This is a genomic window from Priestia sp. TRM10 (assembly GCF_057808375.1).
Window position 1 is genome coordinate 781406 of the sequence record NZ_JBJZOT010000015.1, and the last position, 14682, is coordinate 796087.

Here is a 14682-nt window from a genome sequence, read left to right on the forward strand (position 1 = left end):
GTTCATAGTAAAATCTCTCCCCCTTTAAAGACCGGACCATCACTGCACACTTTTTTATAATCTGTAGAGTTTTCACTTACTCGACAAACACATGCAAAACAAGCCCCAATGCCACAGCCCATTCTTTCCTCAAGTGAAAGATACACATCTTTGTGACCATGCTCCTCTTGCAAGGCTTTTAACATCATTGTTGGCCCGCATGAGAAGAGATGATCAAAATCTAAATTATACTTTCTAATAACATCTGTAACAAATCCCTTTTCACCGTAGGATCCATCAGCTGTTGCAATATACGTTGTTCCAAGCTCTGCAAATTCGCTTTCATAAAACACCGTTTCTTTATCTTGGAAACCAAGCACATGGATAACATTTATTCCTTTTGCTTTTAATTCTTTTGAAAGCTGATAAAGTGGTGGAACACCAATGCCACCGCCAACAAGCAAGGCTGTTTTCTTCAAAGCCATTTCTTTAATTTTAAAACCATTACCAAGAGGCCCTAATACATCAAGCGTTTCACCTACTATTTTTTTAGAAAGAAGCTCTGTTCCCATTCCTTCTGCCCGATAAATTAGCGTACATTCGTTTTTTTCTTTATTGATAGATGAAATGCTGATTGGACGGCGTAATAAAGGAAGGTAGGAATTGTTTACCCGAACATGAACGAACTGTCCAGGTTCGTTCATGTTACGGACAAGATCTCCTTTTAGCGTTAGTTCAAAGATGTTTTTAGCTATATTACGCTGTGAAACAATCGTCATATCACCTTTTTTATTCATGAAAGAACAGCCTCCTGTGCTTTTTCATTTTTGTTCATTGGTGCTGTTTGGAATCCCATTGATTCTAGTACTCTTAAAATAGCGTTCGCTGTATCAAGTGATGTTAAACATGGAATGCCATTTTCAACTGCTTCACGGCGAATGCGGAAGCCATCACGTGCTGGCTGTTTACCTTTTGTAAGAGTATTAACAACAATTTTCGCTTCACCGCTACGAATAAGTCCAAGCAGGTTTTCTTCATGTGATTGGCTAATTTTCTTCACAGCTTCAACTGGAATGTTTGCATTTTTAATGTTTTCTGCTGTTCCTTCTGTTGCATAAATTTTATAGCCAAGTGCATGGAAACGACGAGCAAGCTCTAGTGCTTCTTCTTTATCACCGTCAGATACTGTCATAAGCACAGATCCATGCTGTTGGATGTTCATTCCCGCTGCAATAAATCCTTTATAAAGAGCCTTTTCAAACGTTAAGTCTTTCCCCATTACTTCTCCTGTAGATTTCATCTCAGGTCCAAGCGTAATGTCAACGCGACGCAGTTTAGCGAAGGAGAAGACAGGAACTTTCACGTAAACTCCTTGTTTTACAGGGCATAATCCTGTTTCATAGCCAAGCTCTTTTAATGAAGCTCCAACAACAACTTTTGTTGCAATGTTTGCCATTGGAACATTCGTGATTTTGCTTAAGAACGGGACTGTACGGCTTGAGCGTGGATTAACTTCTAACACATACACCTCACCTTTTGAGTAGACAAACTGAATGTTTAGTAGACCGATAATGTTTAATCCTTTTGCAAGGCGAATCGTATAATCTACAATTTTATCTTGGATGTCCTGTGGTAATGTTTGCGGCGGATATACAGCAATTGAGTCTCCTGAGTGAACGCCTGCACGCTCTACATGTTCCATAATTCCCGGAATGACTACTGTTTCCCCATCACAAATCGCATCAACTTCGATTTCTTGACCTGTTAAATAGCGATCAATTAATACTGGATGATCCGGATGTGCTTTCACCGCATTTTCCATGTAGTATAGAAGTTCTTCTTCTTTATATACAATTTCCATTGCTCTTCCACCAAGAACATATGAAGGGCGAACAAGCACCGGATAGCCGATTTCACGAGCAATATTTACAGCTTGCTCTGTTGATGTTGCCGTTTTGCCAAGCGGCTGTGGTACACCAAGACGTGCTAATGCTTTTTCGAATTTATCACGGTCTTCCGCTGTGTCTAAGCTTTCAAGTGATGTTCCTAGAATCTTAACACCGCGTGCTTCAAGCTCTTCTGCAAGGTTAATCGCTGTTTGTCCACCAAACTGAACAACAACACCTTTTGGTTTTTCATGTTCAATAACGTGCATAACATCCTCAATTGTTAGTGGTTCAAAATACAGTTTGTCAGATGTACTAAAGTCTGTTGAAACTGTTTCTGGGTTGTTATTGACGATAATTGCTTCATATCCTGCTTCTTGGATAGCCCATACAGAGTGCACTGTTGCATAGTCAAATTCGATTCCTTGTCCGATACGAATTGGTCCTGATCCAAGTACAACAATACTTTCTTTTTCCGTTATTTCTGACTCGTTTTCTTCTTCGTACGTACCGTAGAAGTATGGTGTTTGTGATTCGAACTCTGCTGCACATGTGTCTACTGTTTTATAGACTGGGAAAAGTTTGTTTTCTTTGCGGAACTCATAGACGTCACGCTCACTCGTCTCCCAAAGTTTCGCAATTTCCTTATCACTAAAGCCCATTTCTTTTGCTTTTTTCAATACTGTATAGTCATTTTGGTTTTCTTGTACTTCTTTTTCGAACTTGATAATGTTCTCCATTTTCTTTAAGAAGAAAAGATCTATCTTACTAAACTCGTGAATTTGATCAATTGTGTAGCCGCGGCGAAGTGCTTCTCCAACGTAGAACAAGCGCTCATCACCTGCCGTACAAATACGTTTTTCTAACAGTTCATTATCAATGTTTTCTGCTTCGTTTAATGTAAGATGATAAACCTTTGATTCAAGTGAACGCACTGCTTTTAGCAACGATTCTTCAAATGTTCGACCAATTGACATTACTTCACCAGTTGCCTTCATTTGCGTTCCAAGCTTACGGTTTGCTGATTCAAACTTATCAAATGGAAAGCGAGGAATTTTCGTTACAATATAGTCTAGTGCTGGTTCAAAGCATGCATATGTTCTTCCTGTTACAGGGTTTTTCATTTCAGCAAGTGTTAAGCCTACAGCAATTTTGGCTGCAAGTTTCGCAATCGGATAACCTGTTGCTTTAGACGCTAGCGCAGATGAACGGCTTACACGTGGGTTTACTTCAATGATGTAATAGTTGAAGCTATATGGATCAAGGGCAAGCTGAACGTTACAGCCTCCTTCAATTTTTAACGCACGAATAATCTTTAGAGATGCATTCCTTAGAAGCTGGTATTCTCTATCGCTTAACGTTTGACTTGGTGCTACTACAATAGAATCTCCTGTATGAATTCCAACAGGATCGATGTTTTCCATGTTACAAACAACAATTGCGTTATCGTTGCTATCACGCATTACTTCATACTCTACTTCTTTAAAGCCTGCAATGCTTTTCTCAAGAAGACACTGAGTAACAGGACTTAACTTCAATCCGCTTGTCACAATTTCGTTTAGTTCTTCGTCATTATGACAAATTCCTCCACCTGTTCCACCAAGCGTGTATGCTGGACGCACAATAACAGGGAAACCTACGCTTTCAACAAACGTATACGCTTCTTCCAGCGTGTGAATAATCTCACTATCTGGTACAGGTTCACCAAGCTCGTTCATAAGAGAACGGAATTGCTCACGATCTTCCGCTTGTTCAATTGCCTGTAAGTTTGTTCCAAGCACTTCAACACCAAGCTCTTCTAGAATGCCTGCTTTTGATAATTCCATTGCAAGGTTTAAGCCTGTTTGCCCCCCAAGCGTTGGAAGAATAGCATCTGGGCGTTCTTTACGTAAGATAGATGCTAAAAAGTCAAATGTAAGCGGCTCTAAATATACTTTGTCAGCCATTTCTGTATCTGTCATAATTGTTGCTGGATTCGAGTTCACAAGAATAACGTTATAGCCTTCTTCTTTTAGAGCTAAACACGCCTGTGCTCCCGCATAGTCAAATTCTGCTGCTTGCCCGATGATGATTGGTCCTGATCCGATTACTAAGATTGTTTCAATGTCTACGCGTTTTGGCATGTAAGATTCCCCGCTTTCTTTTCTTCTTCCATCATTGTGATAAATTGTTCAAATAAACTGTTTGCATCTTCAGGTCCTGGAGACGCTTCTGGGTGGAACTGAACTGTAAAAGCACGATATTTCGTATGTTTTAATCCTTCTACACTATCATCATTTAGTGCAATGTGCGTAATCTCAAGATCTGTATTTTTTACACTTTCTTCTCGAACTGCATAGCCGTGATTTTGAGAAGTAATCATTACTTGCTTTGTTTCAACATTTTGCACTGGATGATTTGCACCACGGTGACCGAATTTCATTTTTTCAGTATCTGCTCCACATGTTAAAGCGAAAAGCTGATGTCCAAGGCAGATTCCAAACAAAGGAATTTTTCCAAGTACTCCTTTAATCATTTCCTGTGCTTCTGGTACATCTTTTGGATCTCCAGGTCCATTTGTTAGCATAATGCCGTCTGGATTTAAGCGTAGAATTTCTTCTGCTGTTGTGTTGTACGGTACAACGATAACATCACAGTGACGCTCTGTTAGCTCTCTTAAAATACCGTGCTTCATTCCAAAATCGACAACAACTACTTTAAAACCGCGACCAGGGCTTGGATATGGTTTCATTGTAGAAACTCGACTCACTTGATCCGTTGCAAAATCTGTTCCGCGAAGCGCTGCTGCTACTTCTTCTGGATTTTCATCCATTCCACAAATTTTCCCTTTCATTGCTCCAACCGTACGAATCTTACGTGTAAGCTTTCTTGTATCAATACCAGAAAGTCCTGGAATTCCTTTCTCTTCTAGGAACGTATGAAGTGAGTATTCACTGCGGAAGTTTGATGGAAAATCGCATGTTTCTTTAACGATAAATCCTTTCACAGCTGGTGTAATTGACTCAAAATCATCTCGGTTAATTCCATAGTTTCCGATCAATGGATATGTCATTGTAACGATTTGGTCACAGTAAGAAGGATCTGAAAGAACTTCTTGATAGCCTGTCATTCCTGTGTTAAATACAACTTCCCCCATCATTTCTTTAGTGCTACCAAATCCTTCTCCAATAAATACTGTTCCATCTTCTAAAATTAACTGACGTTTCATACTGTTACACTCCCTTTTTCCCATACGCGTTTTCCATTTGCAACTGTCATAACAGGCCATCCTTTACATGTCCAGTCTTTGAATGGTGTGTTGCGACCTTTTGATAAAAACTCATTTGGATCAATTTTTTCTTCTTCTGTTAAGTTCACAAGCGTAAGATCTGCTATTGCTCCTTCTTCTAATGTTCCATATGGTAAGTTAAAGACTGAAGCAACTTTTTCCGTCAAAAACTCAACAAGCTGTGCTAATGTTAGAACATTTTTTTCAACAAGGTTTGTATAAAGAAGCGGGAATGCTGTTTCAAGTCCTACAATCCCAAATGGTGCACGCTCCATTCCAACGCTCTTTTCTTCTTCTGTATGTGGTGCATGATCTGTTGCGATGAAATCAATTGTTCCATCTAAAAGTCCTTCAATAAGAGCTTGTTGATCTTCTTTTGCTCGTAGTGGTGGGTTCATTTTAAATGACGTGTCTTGTCCTTTTATATCGTCTTCACTTAGAAGAAGATGATGTGGCGTAACTTCTGCTGTTACGTTAATTCCTGCTTTTTTTGCATCGCGGATAACGCGAACAGATTCTTTTGTACTCACATGACAAACGTGGTAATGACAACCCGCCGCTTCTGCAAGAAGAACGTCTCTTGCAATATGTACGGCTTCACAAACAGATGGAATTCCGTTTAATCCTTGCTCACGAGAGTATTTCCCGTCATGAACAGAGCCTTTATAAATCAATGTATTATCTTCACAGTGCGCAACAATTGGAATGTTGAGTGCTGCTGCTTTTTTCATTGCTTCATACATCATGCCTGCAGATTGAACACCAACTCCGTCATCTGTCAGCGCAAATGCACCTGCTTCTTTTAATCCTTCAAAATCTGTTAGTTCTTTTCCAGCTTGGCGAATTGTAATGGATCCGTACGGTAAAACACGGACATGTCCTTTTTCTTCAATACGATTAACAAGCCATGTCATTCCTTCTTTTGTATCTGGAACAGGTCTTGTGTTTGGCATTGCTGCAACAGTTGTGAAGCCCCCTCTTGCTGCTGCAAGCGTTCCTGTCTCAATCGTTTCTTTATGCTCGCCGCCTGGCTCACGAAGGTGGATATGAGCATCAATGAATCCTGGTAAAAGAAGCTGACCTTTTCCATCTATAATTTCAGCAGCTTCGCTTGAAATATTTTTGCTCACCTTAACAATTTTGTTTTCTTCAATGAGAACTTCTTTTTCCTCTAGTTGACCGTTATTTGTTAGTACCTTTACGTTTTTAATGAGCAATTGCATATTTCATTCCCCTTTCAGTCATTTGTAAAGAACGCGCAAGCACGCTCATTCGAATATAAACGCCGTTTTCCATTTGTTTAAAAATACGTGAGCGCGAACATTCCACAAGCTCATCGGCGATTTCAACTCCTCTATTTACTGGAGCTGGATGCATAATAATGCTTCCTTTTTTCATGTTCTTTTCTCGCTCGATTGTTAGCCCGTATTGTTCATGGTAAGCACGTAGGTCTTCGTCCTTTTCATGTCTTTCAAGCTGAATGCGCAGAAGCATAACAACATCCGCTTTTTTAACTGCTTCATCAACTGTTACATATGTGCCTTCTAGTGAAGAATCTTTCCACTCTTCAGGCCCTGCTAGAAGAATGTTTGCTCCTAGTTTTCCTAATATTTCGACATTGCTTCTTGCAACCCGGCTATGGCGTAAGTCACCTATGATGGCTACGTTCAGTCCTTCAAAAACGCCAAACTCCTCTTTAATTGTCATAAGATCAAGCAAACATTGGGTTGGATGCTGACCACATCCGTCTCCTGCATTTATGACCGGAATTGAAATCTTTCCGATGAGATCTTTGTAATACTCATCTTCTGTATGACGAATGACAACTGCTTCTACTCCAATAGATGATAAAGTTTGCACAGTGTCATAGAGAGTTTCGCCTTTTTGAACGCTTGACGTTGTTACATCAAATGGAATAACGTCAAGTCCTAGTCTTCTTTCTGCTACTTCAAAGCTTGATTTTGTGCGCGTGCTTGGTTCAAAAAATAAATTCGCAACGAAGGTTTGCTTTGGAAGCTGTGTTGCATACTTACCTTGTTTCATTTTTTCTGCATTTTCAAGAAGATCTAAAATTTCCTCAACTGATAAGTCAGCCATTGATACTAAATTCTTCATATTTCTCCTCCTATTCTTTTGGAGGTGAGGAGGTTTGCTAACAAAAAACCCTCTCCATTCACAAGATTGTGTAAGGAAAGGGTGTTTTTAGGCTATAGCAAACCTACACACCCTTTTAAGTCTCACAGGACTTTAGTTTAAAAGGTGTAACTTTATACAATATTTTTTTCAATTTCAATAACTTCTGCTCTTTGTGCTTCTTGCTTTTTTTTCTCTTTTGGTAGTACAAGGTTTAAAACAACTCCGATAATCGCCGCAAGCGTCATCCCATCAAGCTCAAGCTGATGTGTAATTTTAAGCGTTGTACCTCCAACTCCGATTACAAGGATAATAGATGAAATCACAAGGTTACGCTTATCGCTTAAATCGACTTTCTTATCAATCATCATTTGCAATCCGGATGAAGCGATAATTCCAAAGAGTAAAATTGATACGCCTCCCATTACTGGTGATGGAATGCTTGAGATAAGAGCTGAAACCTTTCCAACGAATCCGAACAAGATTGCAATCACAGCTGCTCCTCCGATAACGAACACGCTAAACACTCTTGTAATCGCCAGCACGCCGATGTTTTCTCCATATGTTGTGCTTGGAGGTCCACCAATTAACCCAGCAATCATTGTTGCCACTCCATCTCCTAAGATTGAGCGATGAAGACCCGGCTTTTTGATAAAGTCTTTTTCAACTACTTTGTTCAGTACAAACAAGTGACCAATATGTTCTGACAGCGTCACAATCGCAATCGGAATCATGATAAGAGCCACATTCCAAGAAAATGAAGGTGTATAAGATAGAAACGGGATAGAAAAGTCTGGCATCGCAATCCAACTTGCTTCTTGTACTTGTTTGAAATCAACCAAACCTTGTGTTAAAGCGAAGATATAGCCAGCAGCAAGACCGATAAGAACCGGGATTAAGCCTAGAAAGCCTTTAAAGTAAGTTGAAGCAATGACTGTCACTCCCAATGTGACAAGGGCTACAAGTAAAAACTTGCCGTTGTAGTTTCCATCGCTATCATTCATTGCCATGTTCACTGCTGAGCCAGCTAAGCTAAGGCCGATTACCATAATTACTGGGCCTACAACCACAGGTGGTAAAAGCTTCATAATCCAATTTACGCCTGTTTTTTTAATAAGAAGAGCAACAATAGCATAAATTACACCAGCTAAAAATGTCCCAAACATCGCTCCTTGAATCCCGTCGCTTGCTTGAGCCGCAATGAGAGGCGCGATAAAGGCAAACGATGAACCAAGATATGCGGGAATTTGCCCTTTTGTGATAAGCAAAAATGTCAGTGTTCCAATTCCGCTTGAGATCAGCGCTATTGAAGGGCTTAGCCCAACAAGGAATGGTACAAGTACCGTTGCTCCAAACATCGCGAACAAATGCTGTAAGCTGAGGGGCAACCATTTGCTTAAAGGTGGTTTTTCCTGTACACCAATCGTTTGTTTTTCCATCTTTTTCTCTCCTTAAATAAAAAACCTCTTTACACCGGAGGGCATAAAGAGGCGATGATAGACGTATCCTATCACACCACCTTTATGAGCCTCACAGGACTCCGTTTAAAAGGAGGTTTTTTACGTTTATTATTTTTCCATAATTGTTACTTCATCAAGTTCGTCTACTTCTTTCAGCTTGACCGTTACTTTTTCATTCTTAGATGTTGGAATGTTCTTCCCAACATAGTCAGCGCGGATCGGAAGCTCTCTATGGCCTCGATCAGCGAGCACAGCAAGTTGAATTTGAGATGGTCGACCAATATCCACAAGTGCATCCATTGCAGCTCGCACTGTTCGACCTGTATAAAGGACATCATCTACAACAACAACAGTCTTGTTTGACACTTCTACAGGGATGTCAGAACCTTTTACAAGCGGTTCATTTGTTTCTGTTGCTTTTGATAAATCATCACGGTAAAGAGTAATATCAAGCTCTCCTACTGGAATCGGCTTTCCTTCGATTTGTTCAATTCGTTCAGCAAGCCTATTTGCAAGGTAAATGCCTCGTGTTTTAATGCCAACAAGAACGCATTCTTGAATGCCTTTATTTCTTTCAATAATTTCATGAGCAATACGTGTCAAAGCTCTTCTGATTGCTTGCTCATCTAGTACGTTTGCTTTAATTCCCACCTGCGTTCACCTCACTTCTTCATTCCATAAAAAAAGCATCCTCTTTGTCCGTGACTGAGAGGATGCCGGGTATAGTAAGCTTGCAGACGCCTGCTGCATCTGCGGTCCGTTTCCTTCTCAGCCTCACAGGACTGATGTTAAAGGGTCTTATTTAACTACTTAAGATTATGTCACCAATATAAGAGTTTGTCAACTTCTTTTTGCTAATAAATCAAGTAAGTCGCTGAACTCTTTAGGAAGCGGTGCTTCAAACTCTTTGTATTCTCCTGTACGTGGATGATCAAATCCTAAAATGCCCGCATGTAACGCTTGTCCATCAATATCAAGCGTCTTTTTTGGTCCGTATTTTGGATCTCCAGCAAGTGGGAAGCCAATATATTTCATATGAACACGAATTTGATGTGTACGACCTGTTTCAAGCTGACATTCTACAAAAGTAAAATCTTTAAATCTTTCGAGCACTTTGAAATGTGTAACAGCATCACGGCTGTTTTCATTTGTAACTGTCATGCTTTGACGATCTTTCTTATCACGCCCAATTGGTGCATCAATTGTGCCGTTTTCATGAGCAATTTCTCCATGAACAATTGCTTTATATCGTCTTGTTACCGTTTTAGCAACAAGCTGACTTACTAATGACTCGTGTGCTAAATCATTTTTAGCAACCATTAAAAGGCCTGACGTATCTTTATCAATGCGATGAACGATACCTGGGCGCATAACGCCATTAATACCTGAAAGGTCTTTACAATGAGCCATAAGCCCATTTACAAGCGTTCCTGATACATGACCAGGCGCAGGATGTACAACCATGCCACGCGGTTTATTTACAACAAGCACGTCTTCATCTTCATAATAAATATCTAAATCCATTTCTTCTGGAACAACATCAAGAGGCTCTGGCTCTGGAATTTCAATAACAATCGTATCATTTACTTTTACTTTGTAGTTTCCTTTAGCTTTGCTTTCATTTACTTTGACGTTTCCATCTTTAATCCACTGCTGAATTTGCGTTCTTGATCCTTCAATAGCAGAAGAAAGTACTTTATCAAGCCTTTGTCCTGCTTGACTTTCTTCCATACTTAACGTAATAACTTCCATTTATTTTGACTCCTTCTTTCCATCAAATAAAGTAAACACACATACAAGAATAACCCCTATCACAAGTGCAGAATCTGCAATGTTGAAGATTGGATAGTTGTAAGAAAAAATGTATGTATCAATAAAATCGACAACTTCTTTACGTACGAGACGGTCGATAAAGTTTCCAATAGCTCCTCCAAGCATAAAAGCAAGTGCTACTTTAAGACGCGCTTCTTTTTTGCCTAGTTTTTGTATATAAACAATGATTGCTCCAATCACGATAATCGTGATGAGGTAAAAAAACCACATCTTCCCTTCTAGTATTCCCCATGCTGCTCCTCTGTTGCGATGGGATGTAATGTAAAAGAAATTTTCAATTACCGTAATGCTTTCTCCATACTCCATTTTTTGAACGACAATCCATTTTGTTAATTGATCAAGCGCAATAACAAATAGAGCAATCAAATAGTACCACACAGCCGCTCCTCCTTCTCTAGTTACCTTTTCACCCTTCCTAAAAATAAGAAGAACCCTACTTCAAACGATAGGGAAAAAGGAAAAGGCTTTTCTCTGCCAGTATTTTGACGAATTTATTACCATTATGAATTTTAGCACAAGTTGGCCTCTATTTGAAATTCAAATTTAAAAGTGACCTTTTTTAACCCATTAAAAAAAGTTAGAAGCTTAAGTGCTACTTCTAACTCTTTTATCGCCATTTTAATGATATATAATTTCTTCCTCTGTGCGGGCCGTTGGCAGAGCTGAAAGCTTATGATAAGGAATTTGTGCTCCTGTGCTCTCATCAACACCAAAAACACCAATTTCCAACTTTAAAAGCGCTCGTTCAACATCATCTAAATCATCTTGGATATACTGTCTAACTTGTGGGTTCGTACTAGCGGTATTTCGGTATAAACTCTGCCTAAGCTCATCACGCATTACAAGTAATTCATGTCTAATGCTCTCATACATGCTATCCCCCATCCCTGCTGTTAAAGTTGTTGTTAAGAGTAGTTATAGTGTGACCGGTTGGGACGTAAAATGTGCAACACAACTTTTTCCTTAAAGACAGTAAAAAAAGCCTTTTATCCATAAAAAAACCTCCGCATAGAAACGGAGGTTTTTTATCATTATGCTTCTTTAATTTCCATATTGTCTACAATGCTTGCGCAGCGTGTGCAAAGTGTTGGATGATTTTTGTTTTCTCCAACTTCTTTTGTCACTGTCCAGCAGCGTTCGCATGTTTCACCTTCGGCTTTTTCTACTGTGATCGCTACTTCATCAAAACGAGCTGCATTTTCAGGAGCTTCGTCTTTATTTCCAGCAATCTCAAGATCTGAAACGATGAAAATTTGTTTCAAGTCTTCTTTAATAGAAGAAAGAAGCTCTTTTGTTGTTTCGCTTGGATATAGTGTTACTTTAGCTGTTAATGATTTACCAATCACTTTTTCATTACGAGCTACTTCAAGTGCTTTTAACACATCATCACGAAGCGTTAAGAAACTGCTCCATTTTGTTAAAAGCTCCTCTGCACCTTGTACAACAAACTCTTCTGGCATATCTGTTAGCTGTACGCTTTCTTCTTCCACAGCTGGGATATGTGCCCACACTTCGTCAGCTGTATGAGCTAAAATTGGAGATACAAGTTTTGTTAGAGCAACAAGAGAATCATACAGAACGGTTTGAATTGCACGACGATTATGGCTGCTTTCTTCTTCAATATAAAGAATATCTTTTGCAAAATCTAGGTAGAATGAGCTCATATCAATTGTGCAGAAGTTATGAACAGCTTGGTAAACAGAAGCAAATTCATAGTTATCGTAGCCTGCTTTTACGTTTTTGATGAGCTCATTTAATTTCGCCATCATGTAGCGATCAACTTCACGCAAGTTTTCCATCTCAACGCGATGTTCACTTGGATTAAAGTCTGCTAAGTTTCCTAAAAGGAAGCGGAACGTATTGCGGATTTTACGATATACTTCAGCAACTTGTTTTAGAATCTCATCTGAAACGCGTACGTCTGCTTGATAGTCAACAGATGCAACCCATAGGCGGAGAATATCTGCTCCAAGCTGCTTCATGACTTTTGCAGGAACAACAACGTTTCCGATTGATTTACTCATTTTACGTCCTTGACCATCTAGAGCAAATCCGTGGCTTAATACGCCTTTATATGGAGCTTTTCCTGTTACAGCAACAGCTGTTGAAAGAGATGAGTTGAACCAACCGCGATACTGGTCAGAACCTTCTAAGTAAAGGTCTGCTGGGCGCACAAGGTCTTCTCTTTCTTCAAGAACAGCTTGATGTGATGAACCTGAGTCAAACCAAACGTCCATGATATCTTGTTCTTTTGTAAATTCACCGTTCGGGCTTCCTGGGTGTGTAAATCCTTCTGGCAGAAGTTCTTTTGCTGTACGTTCAAACCATACATTTGAACCATGTTCTCTAAATAAGTTTGATACGTGTTCAATTGTTTCATCGGTAATAATAGAGTCACCGTTTTCTGCGTAGAACACAGGAATTGGAACACCCCATGCACGCTGACGAGAAATACACCAGTCACCACGGTCACGCACCATGTTATGAAGACGGGTTTCTCCCCATTTTGGCGTCCATTCTGTTTCTTTAATTGCATCTAGTAATTCGCTGCGGAAGTCTTTAATTGATGCAAACCATTGTGCCGTTGCTCTAAAGATTGTTGGTTTCTTCGTACGCCAGTCATGCGGATATGAGTGGGTAATGAACGATAATTTTACGAGTGCTCCAACTTCTTCAAGTTTATCAACGATTGGTTTGTTCGCTTTATCATAGAATAATCCAGCAAACTCGCCTGCTTCTTCTGTCATAACCCCTTTTGCATCAACAGGGCATAGTACTTCAAGTCCGTATTTTTGACTTACGATAAAGTCATCTTCCCCGTGTCCTGGTGCTGTATGAACGCATCCAGTACCAGCATCAGTTGTCACGTGCTCACCTAGCATGATGAGGGAATCACGGCCATATAGTGGATGTGCAGCAGTGATGTTTTCAAGCTCTGTTCCTTTTAGAGTGCGCACAACTTTGTACTCATCCCACTCTACTTCTTTTGTAAACGATTCAACAAGGTCTGAAGCAATAACATATTTGCTACCATTTGCTTCAACAATGCTGTACTCAAGCGCTGGGTGAACTGAAATTCCAAGGTTAGCTGGCATTGTCCAAGGAGTTGTTGTCCAGATGACAAACTTCTCATCTGTTAGAACGCCTTTTCCGTCTTTTACATCAAAAGCGACATAGATAGATGGGGAACGTTTGTCTTGATATTCGATTTCTGCTTCCGCTAGTGCTGATTCACTTGAAGGAGACCAGTATACAGGCTTAAGACCTTTATAAATGTAGCCTTTTTTCGCCATTTCACCGAAAACACGAATTTGCTGTGCTTCATACTGCGGCTCAAGCGTTACATATGGATTTTCCCAATCACCGCGAACCCCAAGTGCTTTAAATTGTTCACGCTGTCCATCGATTTGCTGCCAAGCATATTCTTCACAAAGCTTGCGGAACTCAGCAATGCTCATCTCTTTACGATTTACACCTTTTTTCGTTAGAGCTGTCTCAATTGGTAAACCGTGCGTATCCCAACCAGGTACGTATGGAGCGTGGAAACCCGCCATTGATTTATAGCGTACAATAAAGTCTTTTAATACTTTATTTAACGCATGCCCCATATGAATATCTCCGTTTGCATATGGAGGTCCATCATGTAAAACGAAGAACGGACGACCTTTTGTACGTTCCTGTACTTTTTCGTAAATACTCATTTCTTCCCATTTCTTCTGCATTTCCGGCTCGCGTTTTGGAAGATTACCACGCATTGGAAACTCTGTTTTCGGCATTAAAAGCGTTTGTTTATATTCCATTTCCTTACCTCCACCTTCTAGTCATTTCCTATAAACGCTCGTTACGGCATAAAAAAAGAAACCAACTCATCCCCATGAAGGGGCGAGAAGGTTTCCCGCGGTACCACCCTAATTGATTCGTTGACGATAGAAAAAAGTCAGCTCATCCTCTTTCACATTCTTAACGCGAATGAAACGCCATTGTTTACTATAAGTTCAACATGGAACTCCAGGGTGATGTTCATTTCTTTTTTGATATCAGGCTTGCACCATCCCTGACTCGCTTGATCATAATTGAAAAGAAATTACTGTCCCTTTCTTCGTCTGTAGGGTAATCGAGCATT

11 protein-coding genes and 1 other annotated feature are annotated in these 14682 nt (G+C 39.9%); all 11 genes read right to left on the bottom strand.

All coding sequences use genetic code 11. The features are described 5' to 3' along the window. Nucleotides 1-2 precede the first annotated feature (2 nt). The 11 genes from ACK3CR_RS20720 to ileS all read right to left on the bottom strand — a co-directional run bounded on the left by ACK3CR_RS20720 (nucleotide 3) and on the right by ileS (nucleotide 14359). Nucleotides 3-776 (bottom strand): dihydroorotate dehydrogenase electron transfer subunit, encoded by a 774-nt coding sequence (locus ACK3CR_RS20720; protein WP_243518109.1) that lies wholly within the window; start codon nucleotides 774-776, stop codon nucleotides 3-5. Next, nucleotides 773-3988 (bottom strand): carbamoyl-phosphate synthase large subunit, encoded by a 3216-nt coding sequence (gene carB / locus ACK3CR_RS20725; protein ID WP_328122282.1) that lies wholly within the window; start codon nucleotides 3986-3988, stop codon nucleotides 773-775. The genes ACK3CR_RS20720 and carB overlap by 4 nt, the downstream gene beginning before the upstream one ends. Beyond that, entirely contained in the window at nucleotides 3973-5073 is a 1101-nt protein-coding gene (locus tag ACK3CR_RS20730; protein ID WP_488976072.1) for a carbamoyl phosphate synthase small subunit, read from the bottom strand. The genes carB and ACK3CR_RS20730 overlap by 16 nt, the downstream gene beginning before the upstream one ends. After that, nucleotides 5070-6356, bottom strand: a complete 1287-nt coding sequence (gene pyrC / locus ACK3CR_RS20735) for a dihydroorotase (protein ID WP_243518102.1) — start codon at nucleotides 6354-6356, stop codon at nucleotides 5070-5072. The genes ACK3CR_RS20730 and pyrC overlap by 4 nt, the downstream gene beginning before the upstream one ends. Continuing rightward, nucleotides 6340-7248 carry an aspartate carbamoyltransferase catalytic subunit gene (locus ACK3CR_RS20740; RefSeq protein WP_243518099.1) on the bottom strand — a complete coding sequence of 303 codons (909 nt, stop codon included), beginning with the start codon at nucleotides 7246-7248 and terminating at the stop codon, nucleotides 6340-6342. The genes pyrC and ACK3CR_RS20740 overlap by 17 nt, the downstream gene beginning before the upstream one ends. Before the next feature lie 152 nt (nucleotides 7249-7400). Further along, the gene (gene uraA / locus ACK3CR_RS20745; RefSeq protein WP_488976073.1) at nucleotides 7401-8705 is read right to left on the bottom strand and encodes a uracil permease; all 1305 of its coding nucleotides are present in this window, start codon (nucleotides 8703-8705) and stop codon (nucleotides 7401-7403) included. A gap of 129 nt (nucleotides 8706-8834) precedes the next feature. After that, the gene (pyrR, locus tag ACK3CR_RS20750; protein ID WP_488976075.1) at nucleotides 8835-9377 is read right to left on the bottom strand and encodes a bifunctional pyr operon transcriptional regulator/uracil phosphoribosyltransferase PyrR; all 543 of its coding nucleotides are present in this window, start codon (nucleotides 9375-9377) and stop codon (nucleotides 8835-8837) included. A gap of 189 nt (nucleotides 9378-9566) precedes the next feature. Next, nucleotides 9567-10457 carry an RluA family pseudouridine synthase gene (locus ACK3CR_RS20755; protein WP_410914110.1) on the bottom strand — a complete coding sequence of 297 codons (891 nt, stop codon included), beginning with the start codon at nucleotides 10455-10457 and terminating at the stop codon, nucleotides 9567-9569. A gap of 21 nt (nucleotides 10458-10478) precedes the next feature. Beyond that, the gene (gene lspA / locus ACK3CR_RS20760) at nucleotides 10479-10937 is read right to left on the bottom strand and encodes a signal peptidase II (protein ID WP_124049430.1); all 459 of its coding nucleotides are present in this window, start codon (nucleotides 10935-10937) and stop codon (nucleotides 10479-10481) included. A 240-nt stretch (nucleotides 10938-11177) separates the two neighbouring features. Next, nucleotides 11178-11432, bottom strand: coding sequence for a TraR/DksA C4-type zinc finger protein (locus tag ACK3CR_RS20765; RefSeq protein ID WP_040056691.1), 255 nt, complete (start codon nucleotides 11430-11432; stop codon nucleotides 11178-11180). Between the two features lie 158 nt (nucleotides 11433-11590). Then, complete coding sequence (gene ileS / locus ACK3CR_RS20770) at nucleotides 11591-14359, bottom strand: isoleucine--tRNA ligase (protein WP_243518089.1); 2769 nt, start codon at nucleotides 14357-14359, stop codon at nucleotides 11591-11593. Between the two features lie 75 nt (nucleotides 14360-14434). Continuing rightward, nucleotides 14435-14668 (bottom strand) — a binding site (T-box leader). Nucleotides 14669-14682 lie beyond the last annotated feature (14 nt).

Excerpts from the sequence above, each read along its gene's own strand:
- ACK3CR_RS20765 (WP_040056691.1), bottom strand. The coding sequence starts at position 11,432 with ATGTATGAGAGCATTAGACATGAATTACTTGTAATGCGTGATGAGCTT.
- ileS (WP_243518089.1), bottom strand. The coding sequence starts at position 14,359 with ATGGAATATAAACAAACGCTTTTAATGCCGAAAACAGAGTTTCCAATG.
- ACK3CR_RS20720 (WP_243518109.1), bottom strand. The coding sequence starts at position 776 with ATGAATAAAAAAGGTGATATGACGATTGTTTCACAGCGTAATATAGCT.
- ACK3CR_RS20730 (WP_488976072.1), bottom strand. The coding sequence starts at position 5,073 with ATGAAACGTCAGTTAATTTTAGAAGATGGAACAGTATTTATTGGAGAA.
- ACK3CR_RS20755 (WP_410914110.1), bottom strand. The coding sequence starts at position 10,457 with ATGGAAGAAAGTCAAGCAGGACAAAGGCTTGATAAAGTACTTTCTTCT.
- carB (WP_328122282.1), bottom strand. The coding sequence starts at position 3,988 with ATGCCAAAACGCGTAGACATTGAAACAATCTTAGTAATCGGATCAGGA.
- pyrC (WP_243518102.1), bottom strand. The coding sequence starts at position 6,356 with ATGCAATTGCTCATTAAAAACGTAAAGGTACTAACAAATAACGGTCAA.
- uraA (WP_488976073.1), bottom strand. The coding sequence starts at position 8,705 with ATGGAAAAACAAACGATTGGTGTACAGGAAAAACCACCTTTAAGCAAA.
- ACK3CR_RS20740 (WP_243518099.1), bottom strand. The coding sequence starts at position 7,248 with ATGAAGAATTTAGTATCAATGGCTGACTTATCAGTTGAGGAAATTTTA.